This is a genomic window from Streptomyces diacarni, from assembly GCF_003323715.1.
Taxonomy (GTDB): domain Bacteria; phylum Actinomycetota; class Actinomycetes; order Streptomycetales; family Streptomycetaceae; genus Streptomyces; species Streptomyces diacarni.
On the sequence record NZ_QOIN01000066.1, the window covers coordinates 194,277 to 214,157 of the forward strand.

At 69.7% G+C, this 19,881-nt stretch carries 20 protein-coding genes and 3 pseudogenes; 9 read left to right on the forward strand and 14 right to left on the reverse strand.

Annotation, left to right across the window (positions count from 1 at the left end; genetic code table 11):
• Positions 1-14 precede the first annotated feature (14 nt).
• Complete coding sequence (locus DTL70_RS30500; protein WP_114025232.1) at positions 15-950, forward strand: LysR family transcriptional regulator; 936 nt, start codon at positions 15-17, stop codon at positions 948-950.
• Between the two features lie 166 nt (positions 951-1,116).
• Here the strand turns inward: DTL70_RS30500 and DTL70_RS30505 are convergent, their stop codons facing one another.
• On the reverse strand, positions 1,117-1,740 hold the full coding sequence (locus DTL70_RS30505) for a DUF6000 family protein (RefSeq protein ID WP_114025233.1): 624 nt from the start codon (positions 1,738-1,740) through the stop codon (positions 1,117-1,119).
• A 321-nt stretch (positions 1,741-2,061) separates the two neighbouring features.
• Between DTL70_RS30505 and DTL70_RS30510 the strand changes: the two genes are divergently transcribed.
• Positions 2,062-2,625 carry a 2'-5' RNA ligase family protein gene (locus tag DTL70_RS30510; RefSeq protein WP_114025234.1) on the forward strand — a complete coding sequence of 188 codons (564 nt, stop codon included), beginning with the start codon at positions 2,062-2,064 and terminating at the stop codon, positions 2,623-2,625.
• A 24-nt stretch (positions 2,626-2,649) separates the two neighbouring features.
• Here DTL70_RS30510 and DTL70_RS30515 read toward each other — a convergent pair whose 3' ends face one another.
• Together DTL70_RS30515 and DTL70_RS33785 are read right to left on the reverse strand one after the other, a co-directional pair.
• Positions 2,650-4,131 carry a glycosyltransferase gene (locus tag DTL70_RS30515; protein ID WP_245980096.1) on the reverse strand — a complete coding sequence of 494 codons (1,482 nt, stop codon included), beginning with the start codon at positions 4,129-4,131 and terminating at the stop codon, positions 2,650-2,652.
• Between the two features lie 137 nt (positions 4,132-4,268).
• Positions 4,269-4,427: a hypothetical protein gene (locus DTL70_RS33785; RefSeq protein ID WP_181861140.1), complete on the reverse strand. Its 159-nt coding sequence runs from the start codon at positions 4,425-4,427 to the stop codon at positions 4,269-4,271.
• 142 nt (positions 4,428-4,569) lie between these two features.
• Between DTL70_RS33785 and DTL70_RS34615 the strand changes: the two are divergent.
• Positions 4,570-4,674 (forward strand): annotated as a pseudogene (locus DTL70_RS34615) (GNAT family N-acetyltransferase); the annotation flags it as partial.
• Between the two features lie 85 nt (positions 4,675-4,759).
• Here DTL70_RS34615 and DTL70_RS34620 read toward each other — a convergent pair.
• The 3 genes and pseudogenes from DTL70_RS34620 to DTL70_RS30535 all read right to left on the reverse strand — a co-directional run.
• Positions 4,760-4,861 (reverse strand): annotated as a pseudogene (locus tag DTL70_RS34620) (GNAT family N-acetyltransferase); the annotation flags it as partial.
• A 19-nt stretch (positions 4,862-4,880) separates the two neighbouring features.
• Positions 4,881-5,576, reverse strand: a complete 696-nt coding sequence (locus tag DTL70_RS30530) for an alpha/beta fold hydrolase (RefSeq protein ID WP_114025235.1) — start codon at positions 5,574-5,576, stop codon at positions 4,881-4,883.
• Between the two features lie 254 nt (positions 5,577-5,830).
• Complete coding sequence (locus DTL70_RS30535; RefSeq protein ID WP_114025291.1) at positions 5,831-6,205, reverse strand: winged helix-turn-helix transcriptional regulator; 375 nt, start codon at positions 6,203-6,205, stop codon at positions 5,831-5,833.
• Between the two features lie 72 nt (positions 6,206-6,277).
• On the opposite strand from DTL70_RS30535, the gene DTL70_RS30540 reads away from it, so the two are divergent.
• From DTL70_RS30540 to DTL70_RS30550, 3 genes are all read left to right on the forward strand, one after another.
• Positions 6,278-6,973, forward strand: coding sequence for an NADPH-dependent F420 reductase (locus DTL70_RS30540; protein WP_114025290.1), 696 nt, complete (start codon positions 6,278-6,280; stop codon positions 6,971-6,973).
• Positions 6,974-7,069: 96 nt separating this feature from the next.
• Positions 7,070-7,444 carry a hypothetical protein gene (locus DTL70_RS30545; protein WP_114025236.1) on the forward strand — a complete coding sequence of 125 codons (375 nt, stop codon included), beginning with the start codon at positions 7,070-7,072 and terminating at the stop codon, positions 7,442-7,444.
• Between the two features lie 36 nt (positions 7,445-7,480).
• Positions 7,481-8,965: a carboxylesterase/lipase family protein gene (locus DTL70_RS30550; protein ID WP_114025237.1), complete on the forward strand. Its 1,485-nt coding sequence runs from the start codon at positions 7,481-7,483 to the stop codon at positions 8,963-8,965.
• Positions 8,966-9,025: 60 nt separating this feature from the next.
• Here the strand turns inward: DTL70_RS30550 and DTL70_RS30555 are convergent, their stop codons facing one another.
• On the reverse strand, positions 9,026-9,706 hold the full coding sequence (locus DTL70_RS30555) for a TetR/AcrR family transcriptional regulator (RefSeq protein ID WP_114025238.1): 681 nt from the start codon (positions 9,704-9,706) through the stop codon (positions 9,026-9,028).
• A 134-nt stretch (positions 9,707-9,840) separates the two neighbouring features.
• Here DTL70_RS30555 and DTL70_RS30560 point away from each other — a divergent pair, with 134 nt between their 5' ends.
• Both DTL70_RS30560 and DTL70_RS30565 read left to right on the forward strand, forming a co-directional pair.
• Entirely contained in the window at positions 9,841-10,470 is a 630-nt protein-coding gene (locus DTL70_RS30560) for an MSMEG_1061 family FMN-dependent PPOX-type flavoprotein (RefSeq protein WP_114025239.1), read from the forward strand.
• A gap of 27 nt (positions 10,471-10,497) precedes the next feature.
• Positions 10,498-11,406, forward strand: a complete 909-nt coding sequence (locus DTL70_RS30565) for a PDR/VanB family oxidoreductase (RefSeq protein ID WP_114025240.1) — start codon at positions 10,498-10,500, stop codon at positions 11,404-11,406.
• Positions 11,407-11,494: 88 nt separating this feature from the next.
• Here DTL70_RS30565 and DTL70_RS30570 read toward each other — a convergent pair whose 3' ends face one another.
• From DTL70_RS30570 to DTL70_RS30600, 7 genes and pseudogenes are all read right to left on the reverse strand, one after another.
• Entirely contained in the window at positions 11,495-12,235 is a 741-nt protein-coding gene (locus DTL70_RS30570) for a class I SAM-dependent DNA methyltransferase (RefSeq protein WP_114025241.1), read from the reverse strand.
• Between the two features lie 167 nt (positions 12,236-12,402).
• Positions 12,403-13,401, reverse strand: coding sequence for a type I glyceraldehyde-3-phosphate dehydrogenase (gene gap / locus DTL70_RS30575; protein ID WP_114025242.1), 999 nt, complete (start codon positions 13,399-13,401; stop codon positions 12,403-12,405).
• Positions 13,402-13,607: 206 nt separating this feature from the next.
• Positions 13,608-14,564 carry a GlxA family transcriptional regulator gene (locus DTL70_RS30580; protein WP_114025243.1) on the reverse strand — a complete coding sequence of 319 codons (957 nt, stop codon included), beginning with the start codon at positions 14,562-14,564 and terminating at the stop codon, positions 13,608-13,610.
• Positions 14,565-14,710: 146 nt separating this feature from the next.
• Entirely contained in the window at positions 14,711-15,121 is a 411-nt protein-coding gene (locus DTL70_RS30585; RefSeq protein ID WP_114025244.1) for a hypothetical protein, read from the reverse strand.
• 333 nt (positions 15,122-15,454) lie between these two features.
• Positions 15,455-16,867, reverse strand: coding sequence for an FAD-binding oxidoreductase (locus DTL70_RS30590; RefSeq protein WP_181861141.1), 1,413 nt, complete (start codon positions 16,865-16,867; stop codon positions 15,455-15,457).
• A 92-nt stretch (positions 16,868-16,959) separates the two neighbouring features.
• Positions 16,960-17,464 (reverse strand): annotated as a pseudogene (locus DTL70_RS30595) (transposase); the annotation flags it as partial.
• A 128-nt stretch (positions 17,465-17,592) separates the two neighbouring features.
• On the reverse strand, positions 17,593-18,216 hold the full coding sequence (locus DTL70_RS30600) for a histidine phosphatase family protein (protein WP_114025247.1): 624 nt from the start codon (positions 18,214-18,216) through the stop codon (positions 17,593-17,595).
• Positions 18,217-18,638: 422 nt separating this feature from the next.
• Between DTL70_RS30600 and DTL70_RS30605 the strand changes: the two genes are divergently transcribed.
• The gene (locus DTL70_RS30605) at positions 18,639-19,868 is read left to right on the forward strand and encodes a Clp protease N-terminal domain-containing protein (RefSeq protein ID WP_114025248.1); all 1,230 of its coding nucleotides are present in this window, start codon (positions 18,639-18,641) and stop codon (positions 19,866-19,868) included.
• Positions 19,869-19,881: the final 13 nt, after the last annotated feature.

Sequence of the window (19,881 nt, forward strand, 5' to 3'; positions counted from 1 at the left end):
CACAGGGATCACGTATGACGTCACCAGTGGGTTTCACCCTCGTTCAGCTCCGGTACTTCCTCGTCGCCGCTGAACACGGTTCGATGACGGAGGCGTCGGCCAAGCTGCACATCGCGCAGTCCGCCGTGTCAGCCGCCATCGACAACCTGGAGCGGGACCTGCAGGTGCAACTGTTCATCCGGCGACGGGGCCGGGGACTGACCCTCACGCCCACCGGAGAGAGGCTCAGGCAACAGGCGCGGGACCTGCTGGGCCGGGCACGTGAGGTCGAACGTGAGGCCCAGGGAGACGGCGAGACCCTCTCAGGGCCCGTGGCCCTCGGCTGCTTCGTGACCCTGGCCCCCTCCTACCTGCCGCCGCTGTTCAGCGAGTGCACCAGACGCTATCCGGGCATAGAGATCGACGTGGTGGAAGGAGAGACGGACCAGCTCGTCCACGCACTGGAGGCGGGGCGCATCGACTTCGCGCTCACCTACGGCCTCGGTCTGACAGCCGAGCCGGCCCTGCGCAGCGAGACGATCGCCCGCGCCCCCGCCTATGTGATCGTCTCGACCGATCATCCGCTGGCCGGACAGGGCAGCGTGGAGCTGGCGGAACTGTCCACCGAGCCACTGGTTCTGCTGGACCTGCCCCACAGCCGCGACTACTTCCGCTCGCTGGTGGCCGCCACCGGCACCGCCCCCGATGTCCGCTACCGTACCCAGAGCTACGAGACCGTGCGCTCCCTGGTGGCCCGCGGGCTCGGCTTCTCCGTACTGAACCAGCGGCCGGCGACGAGCCAGACCTACGGCGGCGGCGAGGTCGCGGAACTGGAGCTGCGGGACGGCAGCCCGGCACTCGAAGTCAAGATCGCGTCGGTGGACGGCGTGACGCAAAGCCCACGCGCCCGGGCCGTGATGACGCTGCTGCGCGAGATCGCTGCTCACACCGCCGAGTCCGGCGAGTCGTGAGCCGGGTGCCATCGCGCGGTGGAACCAGCACCGGGCTGCTTCTCCGGCGCTCCACAGCTCGGTGCCACCCGTCACGCCCCCGCCTTGCCATGCGCGAGGATCAACTGACCAGCTTTGTCCGGGGCGATCGTGGAGTTGCGGCTGACGGTCTCTGCCGCGTGATGAGTCATCGCTCCGGGCCAGAGCCGTGCCCGGCGCATGCGGCGGCGAAAACGCACAGCTCGCCGATCGTCTCGCGATAGCTGTCCGGTGCGTCGCGGCTCTTGCTGGGCGGACCGTCGAGCCACTGCTGCCAGAGGCCGCCGGGAGCAAGGAACCGGGTTGCCTGATCGCAGCCGAGCCGTACGTCGAGGAGCAGGAGGGCCCCGAGCGCGGCGCCCTGGTCGTAGTCGAGCTCCGGGCAGCGCAGGTACCGGTCGAGGTAGGCGGTGAGCAGGTCGGCGTCGGCGGGTGTTGAGAAGGCGGCGAGGGCGACGCAGTAGGCCTGACCCGCGAAGCAGACCTCGCTGTCGAGCAGGAGTTCACCGAGGCGTCCACGGAACTCCGTTTTACGGGTGATGGCGATGAACCAGGCGGCGGTCTGGCGTTCACGCCATCCGCCCTCCAGCAGGACGGACAGCTCTCGCAGCGTGATCCTACCGGCGGCTTGGCCCAGCTTGCGGGCGAACCTGGTACGCCGGCGTCCGGTCATGCCCAGGACGCTGCCGCCGAGTTTGAGATAACGCTGCCCCGGCGTGACGTAGCGGCGGACCAATCGGAGCAGCTCCGGGTCCTCGTCGGCACGGCGCATGAGTGCACTCCCCTCGTGGGCAGGGTCCGACCACACGCTGAACTTTGCAGTACCTGCTGCACCACCACATCGGCCATGATGCCGTACCCGCCTCGTTCGGGGCTTGTGATCGCCGCTGCGTTACGTGGGGCCGAGGCGCTTGGCGGTGCTCGCACCGCCGGCCTCATGAGGTCGTCCTGTCAGCGCGTGCGCCGGTGATGCGCTGCCCCGATGGGGTGAGTCGGCGTTCCGAGAGGCGTCGCACCTCACGTCAAGGGGTAGCGAGGCGGCCAGAGATCAGTCATCACGACGCGGGCCGTGTGAGTCCGTGCGGAGGGGCACATGATGGCCAGCCAGACAGTAAACGCGTTCGTCAGCCTCCGGCTTCCCCATGAACTGGTCGACGCTCTCGTCGCCGTGCAAGGCGAACACGCGGAGCGAGTGGAGCCGCAGCAGCCCGATCACATGCACATCACACTCGGCTTTCTCCACGACGCCGACGCGGGCACACTGGCGGACGCGGCCGCGACGCTGAGCAGCGGCCGGTGGACCGCCCCCGTGCTCCGGCTCACCGGAGAGGTGCGGCACGGCAGCTGGCAACTCGGGAAGGACCCCGCGTACCGGTACGACGACCAGGTCGTACAGAAGCAGGAACAGGTCCGGCTCGGCATCGAGCGCACGCCCGAGCTGACGACGCTCTACACACAGATCACCGAACACCTGGGCATCGGGGAGGACAGCTTCTGGCCGCACGTCACGCTCGGCGTCGCCCGGCAGGACTTCCCTGTCACCGACGCCGCGGCGATGAACCTGCCGTCCATGGCGAAGCCCGCACCCAGCGTCGAACTCCAGCAGGAGATCACCGTCTCCGACTTCCGCGTCCTCGTAGCCACCTCTCTCGCCTGAGCGAGGTCCAGCTCCGTCATCCCGTCATCGCGTGGCGAGATCGACCTCGACGTTGCCGCGCGTGCCCCAGCGGTTGACGCGGTGGCAGGTGACCATCGCGTACAAGTACAGCGGACGCAGGAAGACGGCCCGCCAGAGCGCCGCGAGCGGTGCCGCAGCGAACAGCAGCAATGCCTGACGCGCTCTCATGTCGCTGCGCCCGACCGTGAACAAGCGCAGCGCCATCAGGTAGCTCATCGCCACGCCGACGCACGCCCCCAGTGCCGCGACTGTCTGCAGGTGGTCCCGGTAGTCGGGGTTCGCCACCAGGGCGATGGAAATGGCGAGACCGAGCACGATGTGCAGGTATTCGGCGACGGTCGTCCAGAACACGATTCCGGTGAGGGGCATGTAGCGCAGCCACCACAGATGCCGCACGGTGGTGCCGCGCATCCACCGCATCTGCTGACGCAGGTAATGGCTCCAGCGCTGCGGCGCGAGCGTGAAAACCAGCGACGAGGGCTGGTGGACGGTGTCCCCGGCGCACAGCGCGTAGAAGGTCAGCATGGAGTCGTCGTTCATCTGCATGGGACGGCCGCGGAACTGCTCGTGCTCGTACACCCCAGCCGCGCCGCGCACCACCTCGGCCCGGTAGAAGGCGAGTGTGCCGGAGTTGATGGTCACCCGTCCCAGCACCGACTGGGCGCTGCGCAGTCCCCTGGTGAAGGGCAGGTAGAGCAGGCTGATGAGCCGAGTGAGGACGTTGGCGTCGTGGTTGAGGACGATGACCTGCCCGGCGACCGACTGTACGGCCGGGTGGCCGAACGGCTTGAGACCTTCGGCGACGGCGTCGGAATCCAGGACGGAGTCGCTGTCCAGGGTGACGAAGATGTCGGCGTCGTCGTGGGCGAGTACGTGCATCTGGGCGTGGCGCTTGCCGCGGTTGGGGGTGCGGTCCCAGGTGGTCTCGACCCCGCGAGCGGCAGCCCGTTCGGTGAGTTCGGCGCGCACGTCGTCGTAGGTCATCGGGGTGCCGTCCGGTGCGTGGGAGCCGTCGTCGACGACGCGGATCCGGTCGACCGGGCGGGATTGGACCAGGACCGAGTGCAGACAGGCACGCAGCGCGGCGGGGTCCTCGTTGTAGACCGGGATCTGCACCGTGACGGTCAAGGTGTCCAGGCCCGGCGCGCAGGCGGGGCCACCCGCCACATCGGAAGCACGGCCTGCCGCGTCGGTGCCGCGACCTCGCGCGAACGTACCGCGGTTACGCGCATCCGTACCGCGATCCGCCCGAGCGGCCGCAGGTGCCGTGCGGGGCCGTTCGCACCAGGCCAGGGGCACCCACCACAGCAGCAGGAACGACACCAGCCACGGTACGGACATGAACCCGTCGGAGGCGCCGCCGAGACCGCGTAGGACATCGACGGTATGTGCGATGCCCCAGGCGGCGAAGCCGGTCAGTGGGACGACTCCGAGCAGGACCAGGAACCAGGGGCGGGCGTGCCAGGCGCGGGGCAGATCCGGCACGCCCGGCCAGCGTCCTGTCCGCGGCGAGCACCCCGGGGCGGCAGGTGCCGGCCCCGCCTGGGGCACGGGGGCGCTACCTGAATGCTTCAGGGCAGTGTCCGGCACGGGCATCTTCGCACCCGTGACCGAACCGGTCATCATGCCACCGGCCCGCGGCCGCGTCGGAAGGTGAGACGTACCGGGAGCACCCCGGCCAGCACCAGCAGGCCGCTCAGTACAGCGAGCCAGGTCTGCCCCGCTGCGAGCCCCGTCGCGGCCAGCGTCCCACCCGGGCCTGTGATCGAACCGTACGGCATGAGAGTCCCGCCTCCATGAGAGTGAGAAACGACTCGGAACGCTAAGAGAATAGGAAGGAATATGTGTGATGAGCGGGAATTGCGCAGGTGAGTTTCATACTGGGCTCTCGCTGTGAATGACCATTGCCTCGGCGAAGCCGACTTGTTCGACAGGATGGAACGGAACCTGGCGGAACACGCTTGTCACCTGCATCGGAGCATGACTGGTGCGACCGTCACAGAGGCTGAAGACCTCGTGATCGCCGACAGGACTCGCGCGCTGACGCGGGTGCGAAGAAGACCGTCCGCATACCGCGGCAGATCCGCAAGCTGAGTGCCTGATCCCCGACGGCTCAGGGGGCAATGGCGTGTTCAGTGAACTGGCCACACGAGCGGAACCCCAGGCGACGGTAGACGGGCCGGCCCTCGGCGGACGCTCTCATCCGAGCGGCCCGGGCTCGCCCGTGGTTGCCGTCACAGACTCAGCAGCAGGTCGCGGACCGCTGCGGGCCTGGACAGGAACGGGTGGTGGCCGGCGTCGAGTTCGACGACGTCGCCGGCCCGGCCGGCGTACTCGCGTTGGAGGCGCGGCGGAGTGCCCCGGTCCTGGGCGCAGACGAGGTACGTCGACGGCACCTGCTGCCATGCGGCCGCCCCGACCGGCTGCTCGGTCACCTGGACGCTCTGTCGGGCGAGGTGGTCCGCTGCCTGAGCTTGCACCTCGGAGTCGCAGTCCTGCAGGAAGGTGTCCACGAGCAGTTCCGGGCGAACCCCGAAGGTGCCGGCGTCGGGATCGGCGGCAAGGAACGGGGCGGGGCCGGCGTCTGAGAAGTCCGACAGTCGCTGCCCGACCTCCGGCAGGTAGCTGGAGACCAGCACCAGATGGCGTACCGACGCGATGCCCGCGGCGGCCTCCGCTGTGACGATGCCGCCGTAGCTGTGAGCGACCACGACGGTCGGCTCGTCGCTGTCCAGCAGCGTCCGCCGCACCGCCGCGACGTCCTCGGGCAACTCCGGGCCGGCGGAACCCGCGGGTACGCCCGTCTCGCCGCAGCTCGGCAGCGCCGGGGCCGCGCTCGGTATCCCCCGCTCCCGCAGCAGCTCCGCGGTGCGGTGCCACCACCACGATCCGTCCCGCACGCATGCTCCGTGCACGAAAACGATCCTCATAGCCACCTCCTCATCACCTCGTCCTCGGCATTGTCCTTCGGCGGAAGCCGCGAGCGCCCACCGTGACACGCATTCCGCTGACAGCGTGATCCGGCCGAAGGGATGGCCGACGATCGCGCCCCGCCACTGCGGATGGCCATGGACCCGACAGCCCGGCCCTCACGTCTGGCGCGAAGGCGCGTCGGTAGGCGCCGGGTGCGGTGCCGAGAGGGGCCCGGAAGCGGCCGCACAAGTTGACCAGCCCAGCTGGTCCGTCAGCGAGTCGGAGAAGGCCGGCCATGCGTGCACGCTGCCTCCTGGGCGGCGATGACCTCGTCGCCGTACGTGAAAGCCCATGCGCCGACGGCATTGATCGGCGCCAGCAAAGTCCGGCCCAGAGGGGTGAGTTCGTACTCGACACGGGTCCCTGTGCCCGGACGTGCGTGTCGGTCGATCAGGCCGTTGAACTGCAGGCGTCGCAGTGTCTCGGTGAGGACCTTGGAGCTGATACCCCCGATCCGCTCGCGTAGTTCGACCGGGCGCCTTGGGCCGTCGCGCAGTGCCCAGAGCACCACGGCGTTCCAGGTGTGGGCAAACAGGTCGAAGGCGAGTCGGGCCCGGCAGTCGGCGAGGAAGGCGTCGGTCGTCACGTACCACATGGTGCCCGAAGCTCTCTCTAGCGTCGGTACGAACGAGCGAACCCGGCACGGAAAGGGAACATGATGAGAATCGGCGTACTGGGGACCGGCGGCATGGCGGACGCGCTCGCCACCCACTGGGTGCGGGCCGGACACCAGGTGACCATCGGGGGACGGGACGTGCGCAAGGCGGAGCGGCTCGCGACGCGCATCGGAGGCGGCGGCGTGAAACCTGCCGGTCTGCGGGCGGCAGCCGAGTTCGGTGAGGTGGTGCTGGCCGCGCTGCCCTTCGGCGTGGGAGCCGACGTGGCGGGGGATCTCCGTGCGGTCCTGGAAGGCAAGGTACTGCTCGACTGCTCCAACCCGGTCGGCTCGGGCTTCCGGCTGCTGACGGAAGGAGGCCGCTCGGCCGCGCAGCGATTGGCCGCGGCGGCGCCGGAAGCTCAGGTGGTCAAGGCTTTCAACCTCTGCCACGAGGACGTCTGGCGTATGCGGCCGCCCGTCTTCGACGGACGACCACTGGCCGTGCCGGTGTGTGGCGACGAGGAGACGGCCGTCGAGCGAGTTCGGGTGTTGGTACGGGACGCGGGCTGCACACCGGTGGCCGGTGGTGGTCTCGAACGGGCGGGGCTCCTGGAGGCCACCGCCGCCCTGTTCATCGCCCTGTGGGTGGGCGAGGGCGCGGACGCCCAGGCGATCGCGCCTCCCCTGGCCTATGCGGCCGGACCGAGCCATCAGGACGCAACGAGCGGCGCGGCGGTTCACCGTCGCAGGTTCTGAGACGCGAGGGCAGGACCGGGCGGCTGAGGACGTACTCTCTTACCGGTGGCGCAGATCGCAGGTGAGCCGGGGGAGAGGTCGAGAGTGTCGTCAGACATGGAAGACGCACGGATACCCAGGCGGATCGCACTTCTGCGGGGGTGGGCCCGCTGCTGCGCCGGTGTGGCCCTCGGCCTGGTCGTCCTCGCGGCCCTTCTGCTCTTCGTCGGACTCGACGCGCACTCGACCTACGGGCAGACCGCCGCCCCGTCGTGCGGCTCCCTTGTCTTCCCCGATGATCAAGGGATGCAGATGGCTCCATGTCACACCAGCCAGCTCCGTCAGGCCGGGCGCGTCGGCCTGACGGTGGTCGGCGCGCTCGGCTGCGTGGTGGGCAGCGTTCTCCTTCGCCTTGAGGAGACCCGCACGGACGGACGTCGGGAGAGCACACGCCGCGCGGCGACGCCGGCACCTGTTGGTGAGCAGGACTGACGATGTGCGGGGGAGGGGCGCTCGGGCGGAGCCGAAGTGGTTTTTGAGACGTCGCATGGCCGTGTGCGGGGCAGGGACACCGCTGAGGGTGTCACTGCCGTCCTCGGAATCCCTTACGCGGCCGAGCCCTTCGGGTCCCATCGTTTCCGCGAGCCGCAGCCGGCGACTGCCTGGGCCGGCATCCGGGACTGCACAGCCTTCGGCCCGATCGCTCCGCAGTCAGCGGAGCTGCCCGGAGCACCGGTGTGGCGGGAGGGCGACGAGGACATCCTCACCGTCAATGTGTGGGTGCCGAAGTGTGCGGATGCCGGCGCGCTGCCGGTGTTCTTCTGGATTCACGGCGGCGCCTACACCTTCGGCTCCTCCGCCCAGCCCGACTTCGACGGTACGGCCCTGGCCCGCGCCGGGCTGGTCGTGGTCAGCTGCAACTACCGGGTGGGCTTCGAGGGTTTCGGCCATGTCCGCGGCTTTCCCGACAACCGCGGGCTGCTGGACCAGGCCGCGGCGCTGCGCTGGGTCCGGGAGAACATCGCGGCGTTCGGCGGCGACCCCGGTAACGTCACTGTCGCCGGACACTCCTCCGGAGCGGGCTCGATCGCCTGCTTGATGGCCATGGAGCGGGCCCGAGGGCTGTTCCGGCGGGCCATCACCCACAGCGTGCCCAAGGCCTTCTTCACCGTCGAACTGGCCGCGGCGGTCACCGAGAGGATCGCGGCGGAGGCCGGGGTCGCCCCGGCCGCGGGGGGATTACTGACCGCGTCACCTGCTCAGCTGGTGACGGCCTCCGACAAGGCCGCCGCGAACAGCGGGGCCGATCCCGCGGCGGCCATCCATGCCTTTGAACCTGTGCTCTTCCAGCCCGTCGTCGACGGCGAGGTGCTACCCGCGAACCCGCTCCACGCGGTCGCCTCCGGGGCGGCGCGGCAGGTGGACCTGCTGGCGTGCCACACGCTGGAGGAGTACCGGTTCCTGCACATGGTGGGAGCCGTGCGTGAGGTCACCACCGAGTCCGAACTGGCCGACTTCGCCGAGGCGCTGGGCCTCCCGGCTCATCTGGTCGACGGCTACCGTACGTTGATGCCGGACGCGCCGGTACTCGATCGCTACGTGGCGATGTTCGGCGACGCGCAGTTCGGCGAGTACACCACCCGCCTCGCCGAGCACCAGGCGAGGGCGGGCGGCCGGGCGTACCTGGCCCGCTTCGCCCGCAGGCGGGAAGAGGCCGGGCCCTGGCACACCGCGGATGTCCCCTTCGCCTTCGGCAACGTGGACGCTGTCGGCGCCGACTTCCTCATCGGCGGCGCGCCCGACGACCACGACCGCGCCCTGTCCGCCCGCATGCTCCGCTCCTGGGCCGACTTCGCGACCACCGGCGCCCCAGGCTGGCCGGCGGTCACCGCGGACACCACGCCGGTCAAGCACTGGGCCTTCCCCGTCGACCGTCTGGCCGCCGACGACAGGACCGACCTCCGCGCCTTGTGGCGGGACGTCCGGTTCGACCTGCTGCGACCCGGGCGTTGAAACGCGCCCGGACGAACGCCTGCACGCGCCGGTCTCCGGGCCCGCCGCGGGCTCTCACACTCATGTGTCCGGGTCCGGGTCCGGGTTCGGGTCCGGGTTCGGGTGCTCGGGTGCGGGGGCGGGGCCGCTGGTGAGGTAGTGGGTGAGCATGGCGACGAGTTCGTTCTCGAGTCGTGTGGTGTCGGTCTGGTCGAAGGTGGCCATCATCTTGTGAACGACCATCTCGATCGTCGAGACGAGGAGCCGAGCGGCGGTGTCCGTGTCGGCGACCCGTACTTCGGGGTGGCCGCGGAGCAGTCTGCGCGCATAGGCGATGCGTTCGAGTTCGCTGTGGGCGACGCGTTCGAGTATGGCGGGGGTGCGGGGGCCCTGTTCCATCATCACGCGCAGCAGCTGCGGGTCGTCGCGGTGGTTGTCGATGGCTCGGCGCACGTGGAAGCGCATGATGCCCTCGAGGGGCGCGGACAGCTGGTCGTCCTGGTCCGGGGGAGTGGCGGCCATGCCGGCGTCGAGGTGCCGGGTCAGCAACTCGACCAGGATCGCGTCTTTGTTGGGGTAGTACTGGTAGAGCGAGCCGATCGAGACCTGGGCCCGCTCAGCGATGCGGTTGGTGGTGCCGGCCGCGTACCCGTACTCGGCGAAAACGCGAGCAGCGGCGTCGAGGATGCGCTGCCGGGTCAGTTCGGCCCGCACCTGGCGGGGCTGTTTACGTGGTGCGAGACCGCGGCGGTCGGATGCCATCGGACCTCCTGCCAAGGGGTGGGAAAGCGAGTAGCGCACGAGCTGAGTAATTGCTCACAATAGTGCCATGAACTGCGGTGACGCGGGCGTCGGAGGTCCGCTGCCGTACCACTGATCCGTGTAGGGAAGCTGTCATGACACATGTCTCCACGCGCCCCCGCCGCATCTCCGTGAGTGAGGTTCTGACACGGCTCGGGCCGCCGGAACCCATGATCGAAGCGAAGGTGCGGGACCGCATCGACGAGTACGCCCGCTGCTTCATCGCCCACTCGCCCCTGGCGATGATGGCCACCGCCGACGCGGCAGGACGCACCGACTGCTCGCCCCGCGGGGACTACCCGGGCTTCGTGAAGGTCCTCGACGAGCGGACCATCGCCCTCCCCGACCGCCCCGGCAACAAGATCGCAGATTCCTTTCGCAACCTGGACGAGAACGACGGCGTGGGACTGTGCTTCCTCGTCCCCGGCGTACGGGAGGTCCTGCGCGTCAACGGCAGCGGCTACGTCACCGACGAACCCGATGTGCTGGTGCGGATGCGCACCGAGGCCAAGCAGCCGCAGTTCGCAATCGTCGTCGAGGTGGCCGAAACCTACTTCCACTGCGGGCGGGCGCTGATCCGCTCCCGGCTGTGGGACCCCGCCAGCCAGGCACTGGCCGAGGGCATGCCGTCGATCGGTGAGGTCGCGGCCGCGCAGTTCGGCGTCGATCAGGACCCCGCACTGCTCGAGCAGTTCCTTGAGTCCGGATACCGCGAGCTCTACTGACCACACCGGCCGACGGAGGAAGAACCGATGCAACAGACCATCGTCGAACACCTCGACCGTCTCACCGAGGACGTCCTCGCCCTCACCCTGCGCGCCACCGGCGAAGAACTCGCGCCCTGGGAGCCCGGCGCCCACATCGACCTGTCCGTGCCCAACTGGCTGACACGGCAGTACTCGCTGTGCGGCGACCCCGCCGACCGGGACGCCTACCGCATCGCCGTCCGCTACGACCCGCTCAGCCGCGGCGGTTCGGAGTACCTGCACCGCTTCCTGCGCCCGGGCCGCACCCTGAACGTGTCCCTGCCGCGCAACCACTTCCCGCTCGCCCCCGCGCCGCGGTACCTCTTCCTCGCCGGCGGAATCGGCATCACCCCCCTGCTGCCGATGATGCGAGCGGCGGCCACCGCCGCGCTCCCCGCCACCTTGCTGTATGTGGGTCCGTCAGCGGACACCATGCCCTTCGCCGGCGAACTGCGCCGCTCCCACGGCGACCGGGTGCGGATCGTGGAGACCGGACGGCAGGGCAGGCCGGACCTCGACGCTCTCGCCGCCACCCTCGAACCGGACACCCTGGTCTACTGCTGCGGCCCGGCCGGCATGCTGGCGGCGGCCGAAGCGGCGTTCCCCGCCGAGCGGCTGCATGCCGAGCGGTTCCAGCCTGCGGCCCGCACGTTCGGCCCTGACACGGCCTTCGAAGCGGTCTGCGCCCGGTCGGCGAGCACCGTCGCCGTGCCGGCCGGCGTGTCCCTGCTGGACGCTCTCTCCCACGCCGGGCACCCCCTCCCCGCCGGGTGCCGCGAAGGTGTCTGTGGCAGCTGTGACGTCGCCGTCCTGGACGGATCCCCTGAGCACCGGGACGACATCGGTGCACCCCAGGGCCACATGTACCCGTGCGTGTCCCGCGCGCTGTCCCCCCGCCTCGTCCTCGACCTGTAGGGGGCGGGGGTCTGCGGACGGACCGTGCCCCTTCGCACTGCGGTCCGTACGCGGGCCGGCGTCGCTTCCGCTCTTGCTCCGGTGCGCCTCAGAGCGGCTTGCGCCACACGGAGATGTGTTTCGTGCTCTCCTGTGTGAACGGTGTCCCGTTCCAGTCCGCGACGCGACGCTCCAACTCGAGCCCGGCGATCCGCGCCATCAGGTCGAGCTCTGCCGGCCATGCGTACCGGTGCCGGGAAGCGTCCTGGCGGTAGCGGCCGTCGTCGCCGTCTCGGGTGAAGTGGTGCGAGACGAGGATCTGCTCGATCAGGTCGAAGGTGTCGAAACCGAGATGCTGCTCGGAGACGTCGAACGGCACCGCGACCTGGCCGGGCGGCAGGAACCGCAGCGGCGGCACGCTCAGCTCGATGACGAATCGGCCGCCGGGTGCCAGATGACGTGCGGCGTTGAGGAAACACGCGACCTGCTCCTCCTGCGTGAGCAGGTTCGTGATGGTGTTGTAGACGAGATACACCACGGTGAACTCGCCCGCGACGACGGTGGTGGCCATGTCCCCGATGGCAACCGGAAGCGTGTCCTCGTCGACCTTGCTTCGCAGGGCCGCTGCCATGTGCTCGGACAGTTCGATGCCCACTACCGGTACGCCGCGTTTCCGGAGCGGGACGCCCACGCGTCCCGTGCCGATGGCGAACTCCAGCGCCCGGCCGTCTTCGGCGAGCTCGGCGAGGAAGGCGAGAGTCGGTTCGAGCACGTCGGCCGAGGACATCGCGGTTTCCTCGGCGTCGTAGCGATCGGCGGTCGCTCGGGTCCACAGCTCACTGCTCGTCATGGGCGGCCACTCTGCCGGGTGCCGAGGGGAGCTGTCGACCGCATTACCGCCCACCGACTCCGATGCCACGATCACCGACTCCGCCCCCCACGGTCTCGAGCCGGGCCGCCGGTATGTGCTGCTCGGTAAGGTCGCCGGAGGCGCGGCGCGGCACCGTTGGCGACCGGTCAGCGGGTGGCGAGGAATTCCAGCGTGTCGAGCACGCGGTTCGAGAAGCCGCACTCGTTGTCGTACCACGCGACCACCTTGACGTGGCGGCCGTCGACGCGAGTGAGGGACGAGTCGAAGATCGACGAGGCGGGATTGCCCGTGATGTCGGACGATACGAGCGGGTCCTCCGAGTACTCGAGGACGCCGAGGAGCGGTCCTTCCGCCGCGGCGCGGTACGCCGCCAGCACGTCGTCGCGCGTCACGTCGCGGGCCACGGTCGTGTTGAGTTCGACGATCGAGCCCACCGGCACCGGTACGCGGATCGAGTCGCCCGACAGCCTTCCCTCGAGGTTCGGCAGCACGAGGCCGATCGCCTTGGCGGCGCCCGTCGTGGTGGGGACGATGTTGACAGCGGCGGCGCGGGCGCGGCGGGCGTCGCGGTGCGGACCGTCGTGGAGGTTCTGCTCCTGGGTGTAGGCGTGCACGGTCGTCATGAAGCCGTGCTCGATACCGGCGAGTTCGTCGAGGACGGCGGCCAGCGGCGCGAGCGCGTTGGTGGTGCAGGAGGCGTTCGAGACGATCGTGTGGACGGCTGGGTCGTAGGCAGCGGTGTTGACACCGAACGCGAGCGTGACGTCGGCGCCGTTCGACGGCGCGCTGACGAGTACCTTGCTCGTGCCCGCGTCGAGGTGGGCACGGGCGGACTCCGCCGAGGTGAAGCGGCCGGTGGCTTCCAGGACGATATCGACATCGAGAGCGGCCCACGGCAACCGCGCCGGTTCCCGCTCGGCCAGCACTGTGATCCGACGGCCGTCGACGACGAGGGTGTCCCCGTCGACGGTCACCGGGCGCCCGAGCCGGCCGGCCGTGCTGTCGTAGGCGAGCAGCCGGGCGAGAGCGGCAGGCTCCGTCAGGTCGTTGACGGCGACGATCTCCAGAGCGCTGTCGCGCTCCAGCACCGCGCGCAGCACATTGCGTCCGATGCGGCCGAATCCGTTGATGGCGATGCGAGTCATGAGCGAGGTCCTTTCTCTTCCCCACCAGGCTCGCCCGCGCACGGCGGCACCGACAGCGGCGGCATCGCCAGGGGTCGCAAGGATCGTGCCAGCGGTCCGCTCCGAAGGAACACGCCAACGGCCGGCTCAAAAGCAATCCGCCGCGCGTTCGGCTCGGAGAGAGCACATGAGTCGGTGGAAAGATGGCGCCAGGGTTGCTGGACGGATCACTCGCCGCGCGTGAAGGTGCGCCGGTACTCGCTCGGTGTGGTCCCGAGGACGCGCTGGAAGTGCAGGCGCAGGTTCGCGCCGGTGCCGAGTCCGACGTCGGCGGCGACCTGCTCGACGCTGCGCTGCGAGCGTTCGAGCAGCTCGCGGGCCAGGTCGATGCGGGCGCGCATGACCCACTGCATCGGCGTGTAGCCGGTCTCCTCGACGAAACGCCGGGAGAACGTGCGCGGCGAGACGCCCGCCTGCCGCGCCAGCATGTCGAGGGTGAGGGGTTCGTCGAGCCGGTGCAGAGCCCACTCGCGGGTGGCGGTGAACCGCTCGCCGAGCGGTTCGGGCACGCTGCGCGGCACGTACTGGGCCTGGCCGCCACTGCGGTACGGTGCCGCGACCAGACGCCGGGCCGCGTGGTTGGACGCGGCCACTCCCAGGTCGCCGCGCAGGACGTGCAGGCACAGGTCGATGCCGGAGGCGGCACCGGCGGAGGTGAGGACGCTGCCCTCGTCGACGAACAGTACGTTCTCATCGACCTGGACGAGCGGATGTCTGGCCCGGAGCGCCCGCGTGTAGTGCCAGTGCGTCGTGGCGCGCCTGCCGTCGAGCAAGCCCGTGGCGGCGAGCGCGAAGGCGCCCGTCGAGATGGCGGCGAGCCGCGCGCCCCGGCCGTGCGCGACGACCAGTGCGTCGACGACGTCGCGCGGCGGGTCTCTGCGGTCCGGGAGCCGGTAGCCGGGGACGAAGACGATGTCGGCCCACGCGAGCGCGTCGAGTCCGTGGGCCACGTGGTACGCGAGCCCGTCGCCGCCCGCCACGAGACCGGGGCTCGCTCCGCATACCCGCACCTCGTACGGCATGCTCGCGCGGGTCGTGAAGACCTGCGCGGGAATCCCGATGTCGAGCGGCTTCGCACCCTCGAGCACGAGGACGGCGACGCGTTGCAGGCGTGAGGCTGGCACAGGAAGAGGTTACGTGGGGGTATGACCTCGACACATCCGACCGAGGCCGTGCGCGGGAGGTCCCTGTGCCGCTCGCCCCCGACTTCCTGCGGTACCGCCCGCTGCGCTGCTGATCCCACACCCCGATCGACGAGGCCGGACGCGCCTCACTCCTTCCCGTCTCCGTCACGGGGCCCACCCCGAGGCCTCCCGGCGAGGAAAAGGACGAGAGACATGCCGAGTGCGCCGCCGACGGACTGTGCGACCGCGCGAACGATCAGGCTGGAGCGCTCGCGGACCCCCCAATTCCGGTCTGCGAATATCGGTATGTCCGTGATGAGCTCTTCATCGTATTCGAATCTCATGCCTGTGATCTCGCCGCTGCCGTACTGCCCGCCAGGCAGTTGCCACGTGCCGTGGCACAAGCCGCCCTCTTCGCAACGGACGTACCCGTCGGTCGTCGTATGGTGCCCGTCGACGAACCGGTAAGTGTTCTCAGCGGCGAACCAGAACGGCAGGACGAGAAGACACAGGGACATGACCAACACCAGTCGCTGCCATGACTTGAGCCCTCTCATCAGGTCGGCGCTCCTCGACGGCGCACCCACGCCCCCCACCTCACCTTTCGCGACCACGGCTCGGTCCCCGCAGGGGCGACGGTGTGCTCACACGTCACGACAACCGCTGCGGTCGACGCCGGGAAGCCCCGCGGATCCTTCGCAAGCAGCTTCGGTCGCGGGGGCGAGGTGAGCGATCCTTCATCCGGAGACGGTGCGATAGCGCCAAGAGGCCATCCCTCAGTCAACCGATCGGATGACACCGGTTCGCGAAGCCGGTGGGGTGCGCCCGCGTGGCGTCACGCCGACGCCCCCTGCGTGCACCGGTCGCCGACGCGTGGCCGCGCTCAGCGGTCACCCGGGCGGCACGACCGCTTGGGGAAAGGTGAACAGTTGGTCCGGGTCGCAGGCGGCCTTGACGCGCTGCATCCTCGGATAGTTCTCGCCGTGGTAGGCCGCCTGCCAGTCGGCGAGTTCGGGATCCATGCCGTTGGTGTAGCCACCGACCCCGAGGTGGGGCTGCATGGTGGCGTGGATGCCGCGTAGCCAGTGAAGCCTGCGGTCGATGTGTGGCCGGTCGGTGAACTCGTGCCAGTAGGAGTGGTATTGAACGACGCCGACGGCGGCCCGGTGCGGGAAGGCGGTCGCGCCCGGGGGCCGGTCGCCGACGGCGCCGCCGAGTGCGTCGATGAGCAGACCACTGGCCCCGCCCACGCCGGTGAAGCGGTGCAGCTGCTCAAGGCCCGCGGCCATGTCGGCTGCTGCTGCCCCGCTCAGTGGTTCACGCACGATGTGTGACTTGGCCGCGAAGGCGACGCGCGGTCCCAGCGTGCCGCCTCCCCACCGATCCGCTTCGCACGCGGCCCGCGCGTAGTCGCAGGCGACGATCACTCGGCCGGTCCCGGGCTCGCCCACCGCGGCGGCCAACCGGTCCAGCACCGGCTCCAGAGCGTCGGGGGCGCCGATGAAGGTTCCGGTCACCGTGGGCTGCGCGGGCATGCCGGAGTCGCTGAGCTGCTCGAAGGCGCAGGACACCGTACGCGGTGTCGTCGGGTCGGCGATCCAGCGGGTCCAGCCCCGGATCACGGCCGCGGCCGCGGTGGTGGGCCAGCTGACCAGGAACCTGGCGTAGCTGAGGTCGCGGATGTCCTCGGTGGCGAACCGGAGCGCGGTGACCACGCCGTAGTTGCCTCCGCCCCCGCCGCACAGGGCCCAGAACAGCTCGTCGTCGGGGGACGGCGAGTCGGCGCGCACGCGGCGGACGCGGCCGTCGGCGGTGACGATCTCGACTTCGCGAAGGAGATCGCACGCCAGGCCCCATGCCCTGGTGAACGCCGACAGCCCGCCGCCGAGGGTGACCCCGGCCAGACCGATGGTGGGGCACCTGCCGAGAGGCAGGCCGGCCCCGGCCGCGGCCAGTGCCTGATGGGCCTGCAGGCCTTTGACACCGGCTCCGAACAGGGCTTCCCCGCCGTTCACGGCAGTGGAGTTGAGGGAGCTGACGTCGAGCACCAACCCAGGTCCTGTGGAGTATCCGGCGTAGCTGTGCCCTCCCGAGCGCAGGGCCAGCGGGATGCGGCCGGCCTTGGCGAAGTGCACGCACTCCACCACGTCGTGGACGTCGGCGGGGTAGGCGATGGCCTGGGGGCGGATTCCGTCGAACCGCTGGTTGACCAGGAGACGGGCCTGCTCGTAGGCGGCCTGCTCCGGCCTGAGCAGCACCCCGCGCATACCGGCCTGCAGAGCCGACCAGTCCGCATCGGACATCCTGGTTACCCCGGAAGGGCCGGATTTCGCGGAGGGGGTCGGCCGGGGTGTGGTCGCGGGCATCCGGGCGCTCCGCAGCGCCGACAGCCGCAGTCCGCGAGAACGGCCAGTGGCCGAGTCCTGGGCCTGCCCGGACCGCCATGGGCACGCGGACGCGGGCCATGAGTCTCGAATGCCGGTGCGTCACCGACCTGGCCCGTGGTGAGGATGAAGGCGGCCGTCTGCGCCCAGATGCACCTTCGCACTGAACCCGCCGCACGAGCGGCCGAGTGCATGATCAGCGGGCTCCGCTCGGCTTGGCACCTTCTTCTTGAGTGCACTGGCGGCGTGCTGGTGAGTCCGGACAACGGTGGAGCCCACGGACACGGTCCAGCTGATGTCGTCGTCAGCCTCGGCCATGGCCAGGGCAGCGGCGAGAACCTTCTCCAAGGTACCGTCCATGGCCCAGCGCAGCAGCCGCTTGTGAGCTGTGCGGGATGACCCGAACTTGTCAGGAAAGTTTCGCCATGGAGAGCCGGTGCGGTACTTCCACGCGATGGCCTCCAGCGTGCAGCGGTGGTCGGCCCATCGCCTGCCACGGAACGGATCGGCTGACATCAGTTGGTCGATCCGGCACCACAGCACATCAGTGATCACTAACCGGGCAGGCGCGGCAGATCAACCGACCAGTGCTCTGGAGGGACACGCTGTTCGACGCCCACGCGGCGACGGGCTGACGGTCACCTTCAGACGTACAGCTCGGGTGGAAAGCCCGTCCCGCGCAGGTCGGTCGGTAGATGCCGCATGTCGTTGTGGACGAGGATAGAGGCGGAGCGGCCGGGCGCGTAGCGGACGACCGTGAGTGCAGCATTGCAGTGGTTGAGGCCGAGCCAGCGCCACTTCGGTGCATGCATGGCGTCTCGGACGATCCAGGCGACCAGGAAGTTGTGGGTGACGACAAGTTCGTGCCGGTCCTCTTTGCCGTCTACCGCCCCCGTGAACAGATCCAGCGCCTGACGGGCCAGCGCAGGTCCGTGCTTGCGCTCCTCGTCGGTGGTACCAGCGAGGAAGTGGAGATAGAAGTCTGCTGAGTCCACCGGGAGTTCTGCCCGTTCTGGTACATAGGGCACGTAGTCGCCGGAGACATCCGAGACCTGCAGAGGGACGCTTTTCAGCTGGTTGCCGATCAGGCGTGCGGTCTGCTCTGTCCGCGGCAAGGGACCGTGGTGAACAACTGCGAAGGAGATGTCTCGAAGGCGTTGGCCGAGCAGTGTGGCTTGCCGCCGTCCAGCCTCCGTGAGCCCGCTCTCGTCCTCTGATGCCTCACCATGCCGGACAAGATAGAGGTAACGGGTGGCTGTGCCAGTCATCTCGAGCTCCTCTGCGCCTACTAGCGATCTTGCGCATTGATGGACGCTGCCCCCTGAGCGCCGGTTCCCTCCACCCATCGCGGGGACAGGCTCCAGCCGCGGGCGGACCCCGTCACCTGGCCGGTGCACGGAAGGCGGCGCGGGCGAGGGCGCCGCTGGACGAGGACGGATTCGGTCCTCGTCGATGGCTGTGGCCAACAGGTGCGCATTCGCCCCGATCGCGGCGGTCTTTCCCGCCGTGCGTCGCGGCCAGCCGTGTGCGGGGTCGCCAGGAAGCTCGTGGGGTGCGTGACGCTGTCGTCCGTCCGGACGGGAGCATCCGGCCGATCGGATCGCGGGCATGGCCGGTCGGCCGAAGCGGAGGCGGGGGAGCAGGGGCTAGCGTCGCTCTCGGCAGGTAACAGCACGGAGGGGAAGGCGCGATGGAACAGCGAACGTCCGACCGCGACGCCGGCGTGACCACCGAGTTCGAGAGGGACGTCGTCAAGCTGCTGCTCGAGGCGATGCGCGCGGTGGACAAGCAGGAACGCGAGGATGTCGGTACGGAAAGCGTGCTGTACGCGCTCGTGTCGGGTGACTGGGCCGCGGGTTCCGCGATCGCACCCGGGATGAAAGCCTCTGGTTCGCTCGGGGGTTCGATCGGGTGCCGGGGAACGCGCGTGTGGGTCAGTGAGGACGCGGGCGAGGGCAGGGTGGGAAGCCCGGACGACGAGCGGGAGATCGACGCCTTCTTCCGGGAGGTCCGGCTGGAGGAGACCAAGAGGCTGCTGTGGAAGAACCGGAAGAAGAAGGTGGAGCAGCAGCACGGAGGTCTCGAACTCCGGCTGATGACCGGCGCGTTGCGGTCCTGCCTGCGCAAGGCGCTTCAAGCCGCACGGGAAGAGGGCACCCCTGCCGTGCGCGTCCGTCACGTGGCGCGCGCACTGCTTGAGCTGTCCGACACGCGCGCCCGCGAGGCCATGGTGCTGGAGAAGCTGGACGTCACGGCAGCGTCGACTGCGCTCGACGCGTTGCGGGAAAGCGACGAAGAGGCGCCGGAGTCCGCCACGGTGCTGGTGCTGCGTAAGGCAGGGACGTTCGGGAAGAGCGGTAATCCGCTGACGCGGAAGCTCACCTTCTGGATATTCGGCGGCGGTGCCGGATTCGGCTCCGCGGTCGTGAGTGCGGTGCGCCAGGAGACACAACGAGGAGCGGTACGGCGAGGGGCGTCTGAGATGACCCCCGTCGACATGCTGCTGGGCATCCTGGCGCTGGACAGGTCCTTGGCCGTCGCGGGGCGCGAGCTACCTGAGAACCTGACGGAAGCGAATCAGGGAGCGCGACTCCTCCGCCGATACGGTGCACGGCAGGACACACTAGCCCGAGTATCCCTTCCCACCACCGGGGTCGCGGAGGGGAGGCCCTCGGAGGTGCGCGGCCCCGCCGACTTCGAACGGCGCCTCCTGCATGTCACCCAGCTCATCGCCTCTGCGCAGAGTTCCCCCACGGTCGGCACCACCCACCTGCTGGCCGCGCTCCTGGACGAGAAGGGGACCAACGCTGAGTCGGCGGCGGAGATCGAACGTCTGCTGTCCGAGAGCGGGGTGGACGTCGCCGGACTGCGGTCGGAGCCGCAACTCCGGGTGCCGACGGGAGCGGCGGCGACATCCTGAGCCCGCCGCGGTC

Coding starts and splice junctions, on each gene's coding strand:
- DTL70_RS30500 (WP_114025232.1), top strand. CDS start 15: ATGACGTCACCAGTGGGTTTCACCCTCGTTCAGCTCCGGTACTTCCTC.
- DTL70_RS30505 (WP_114025233.1), bottom strand. CDS start 1,740: ATGCGCCGTGCCGACGAGGACCCGGAGCTGCTCCGATTGGTCCGCCGC.
- DTL70_RS30510 (WP_114025234.1), top strand. CDS start 2,062: ATGATGGCCAGCCAGACAGTAAACGCGTTCGTCAGCCTCCGGCTTCCC.
- DTL70_RS33785 (WP_181861140.1), bottom strand. CDS start 4,427: ATGCCGTACGGTTCGATCACAGGCCCGGGTGGGACGCTGGCCGCGACG.
- DTL70_RS30530 (WP_114025235.1), bottom strand. CDS start 5,576: ATGAGGATCGTTTTCGTGCACGGAGCATGCGTGCGGGACGGATCGTGG.
- DTL70_RS30540 (WP_114025290.1), top strand. CDS start 6,278: ATGAGAATCGGCGTACTGGGGACCGGCGGCATGGCGGACGCGCTCGCC.
- DTL70_RS30545 (WP_114025236.1), top strand. CDS start 7,070: ATGGAAGACGCACGGATACCCAGGCGGATCGCACTTCTGCGGGGGTGG.
- DTL70_RS30555 (WP_114025238.1), bottom strand. CDS start 9,706: ATGGCATCCGACCGCCGCGGTCTCGCACCACGTAAACAGCCCCGCCAG.
- DTL70_RS30560 (WP_114025239.1), top strand. CDS start 9,841: ATGACACATGTCTCCACGCGCCCCCGCCGCATCTCCGTGAGTGAGGTT.
- DTL70_RS30565 (WP_114025240.1), top strand. CDS start 10,498: ATGCAACAGACCATCGTCGAACACCTCGACCGTCTCACCGAGGACGTC.
- DTL70_RS30570 (WP_114025241.1), bottom strand. CDS start 12,235: ATGACGAGCAGTGAGCTGTGGACCCGAGCGACCGCCGATCGCTACGAC.
- gap (WP_114025242.1), bottom strand. CDS start 13,401: ATGACTCGCATCGCCATCAACGGATTCGGCCGCATCGGACGCAATGTG.
- DTL70_RS30585 (WP_114025244.1), bottom strand. CDS start 15,121: ATGAGAGGGCTCAAGTCATGGCAGCGACTGGTGTTGGTCATGTCCCTG.
- DTL70_RS30590 (WP_181861141.1), bottom strand. CDS start 16,867: ATGTCCGATGCGGACTGGTCGGCTCTGCAGGCCGGTATGCGCGGGGTG.
- DTL70_RS30600 (WP_114025247.1), bottom strand. CDS start 18,216: ATGACTGGCACAGCCACCCGTTACCTCTATCTTGTCCGGCATGGTGAG.
- DTL70_RS30605 (WP_114025248.1), top strand. CDS start 18,639: ATGGAACAGCGAACGTCCGACCGCGACGCCGGCGTGACCACCGAGTTC.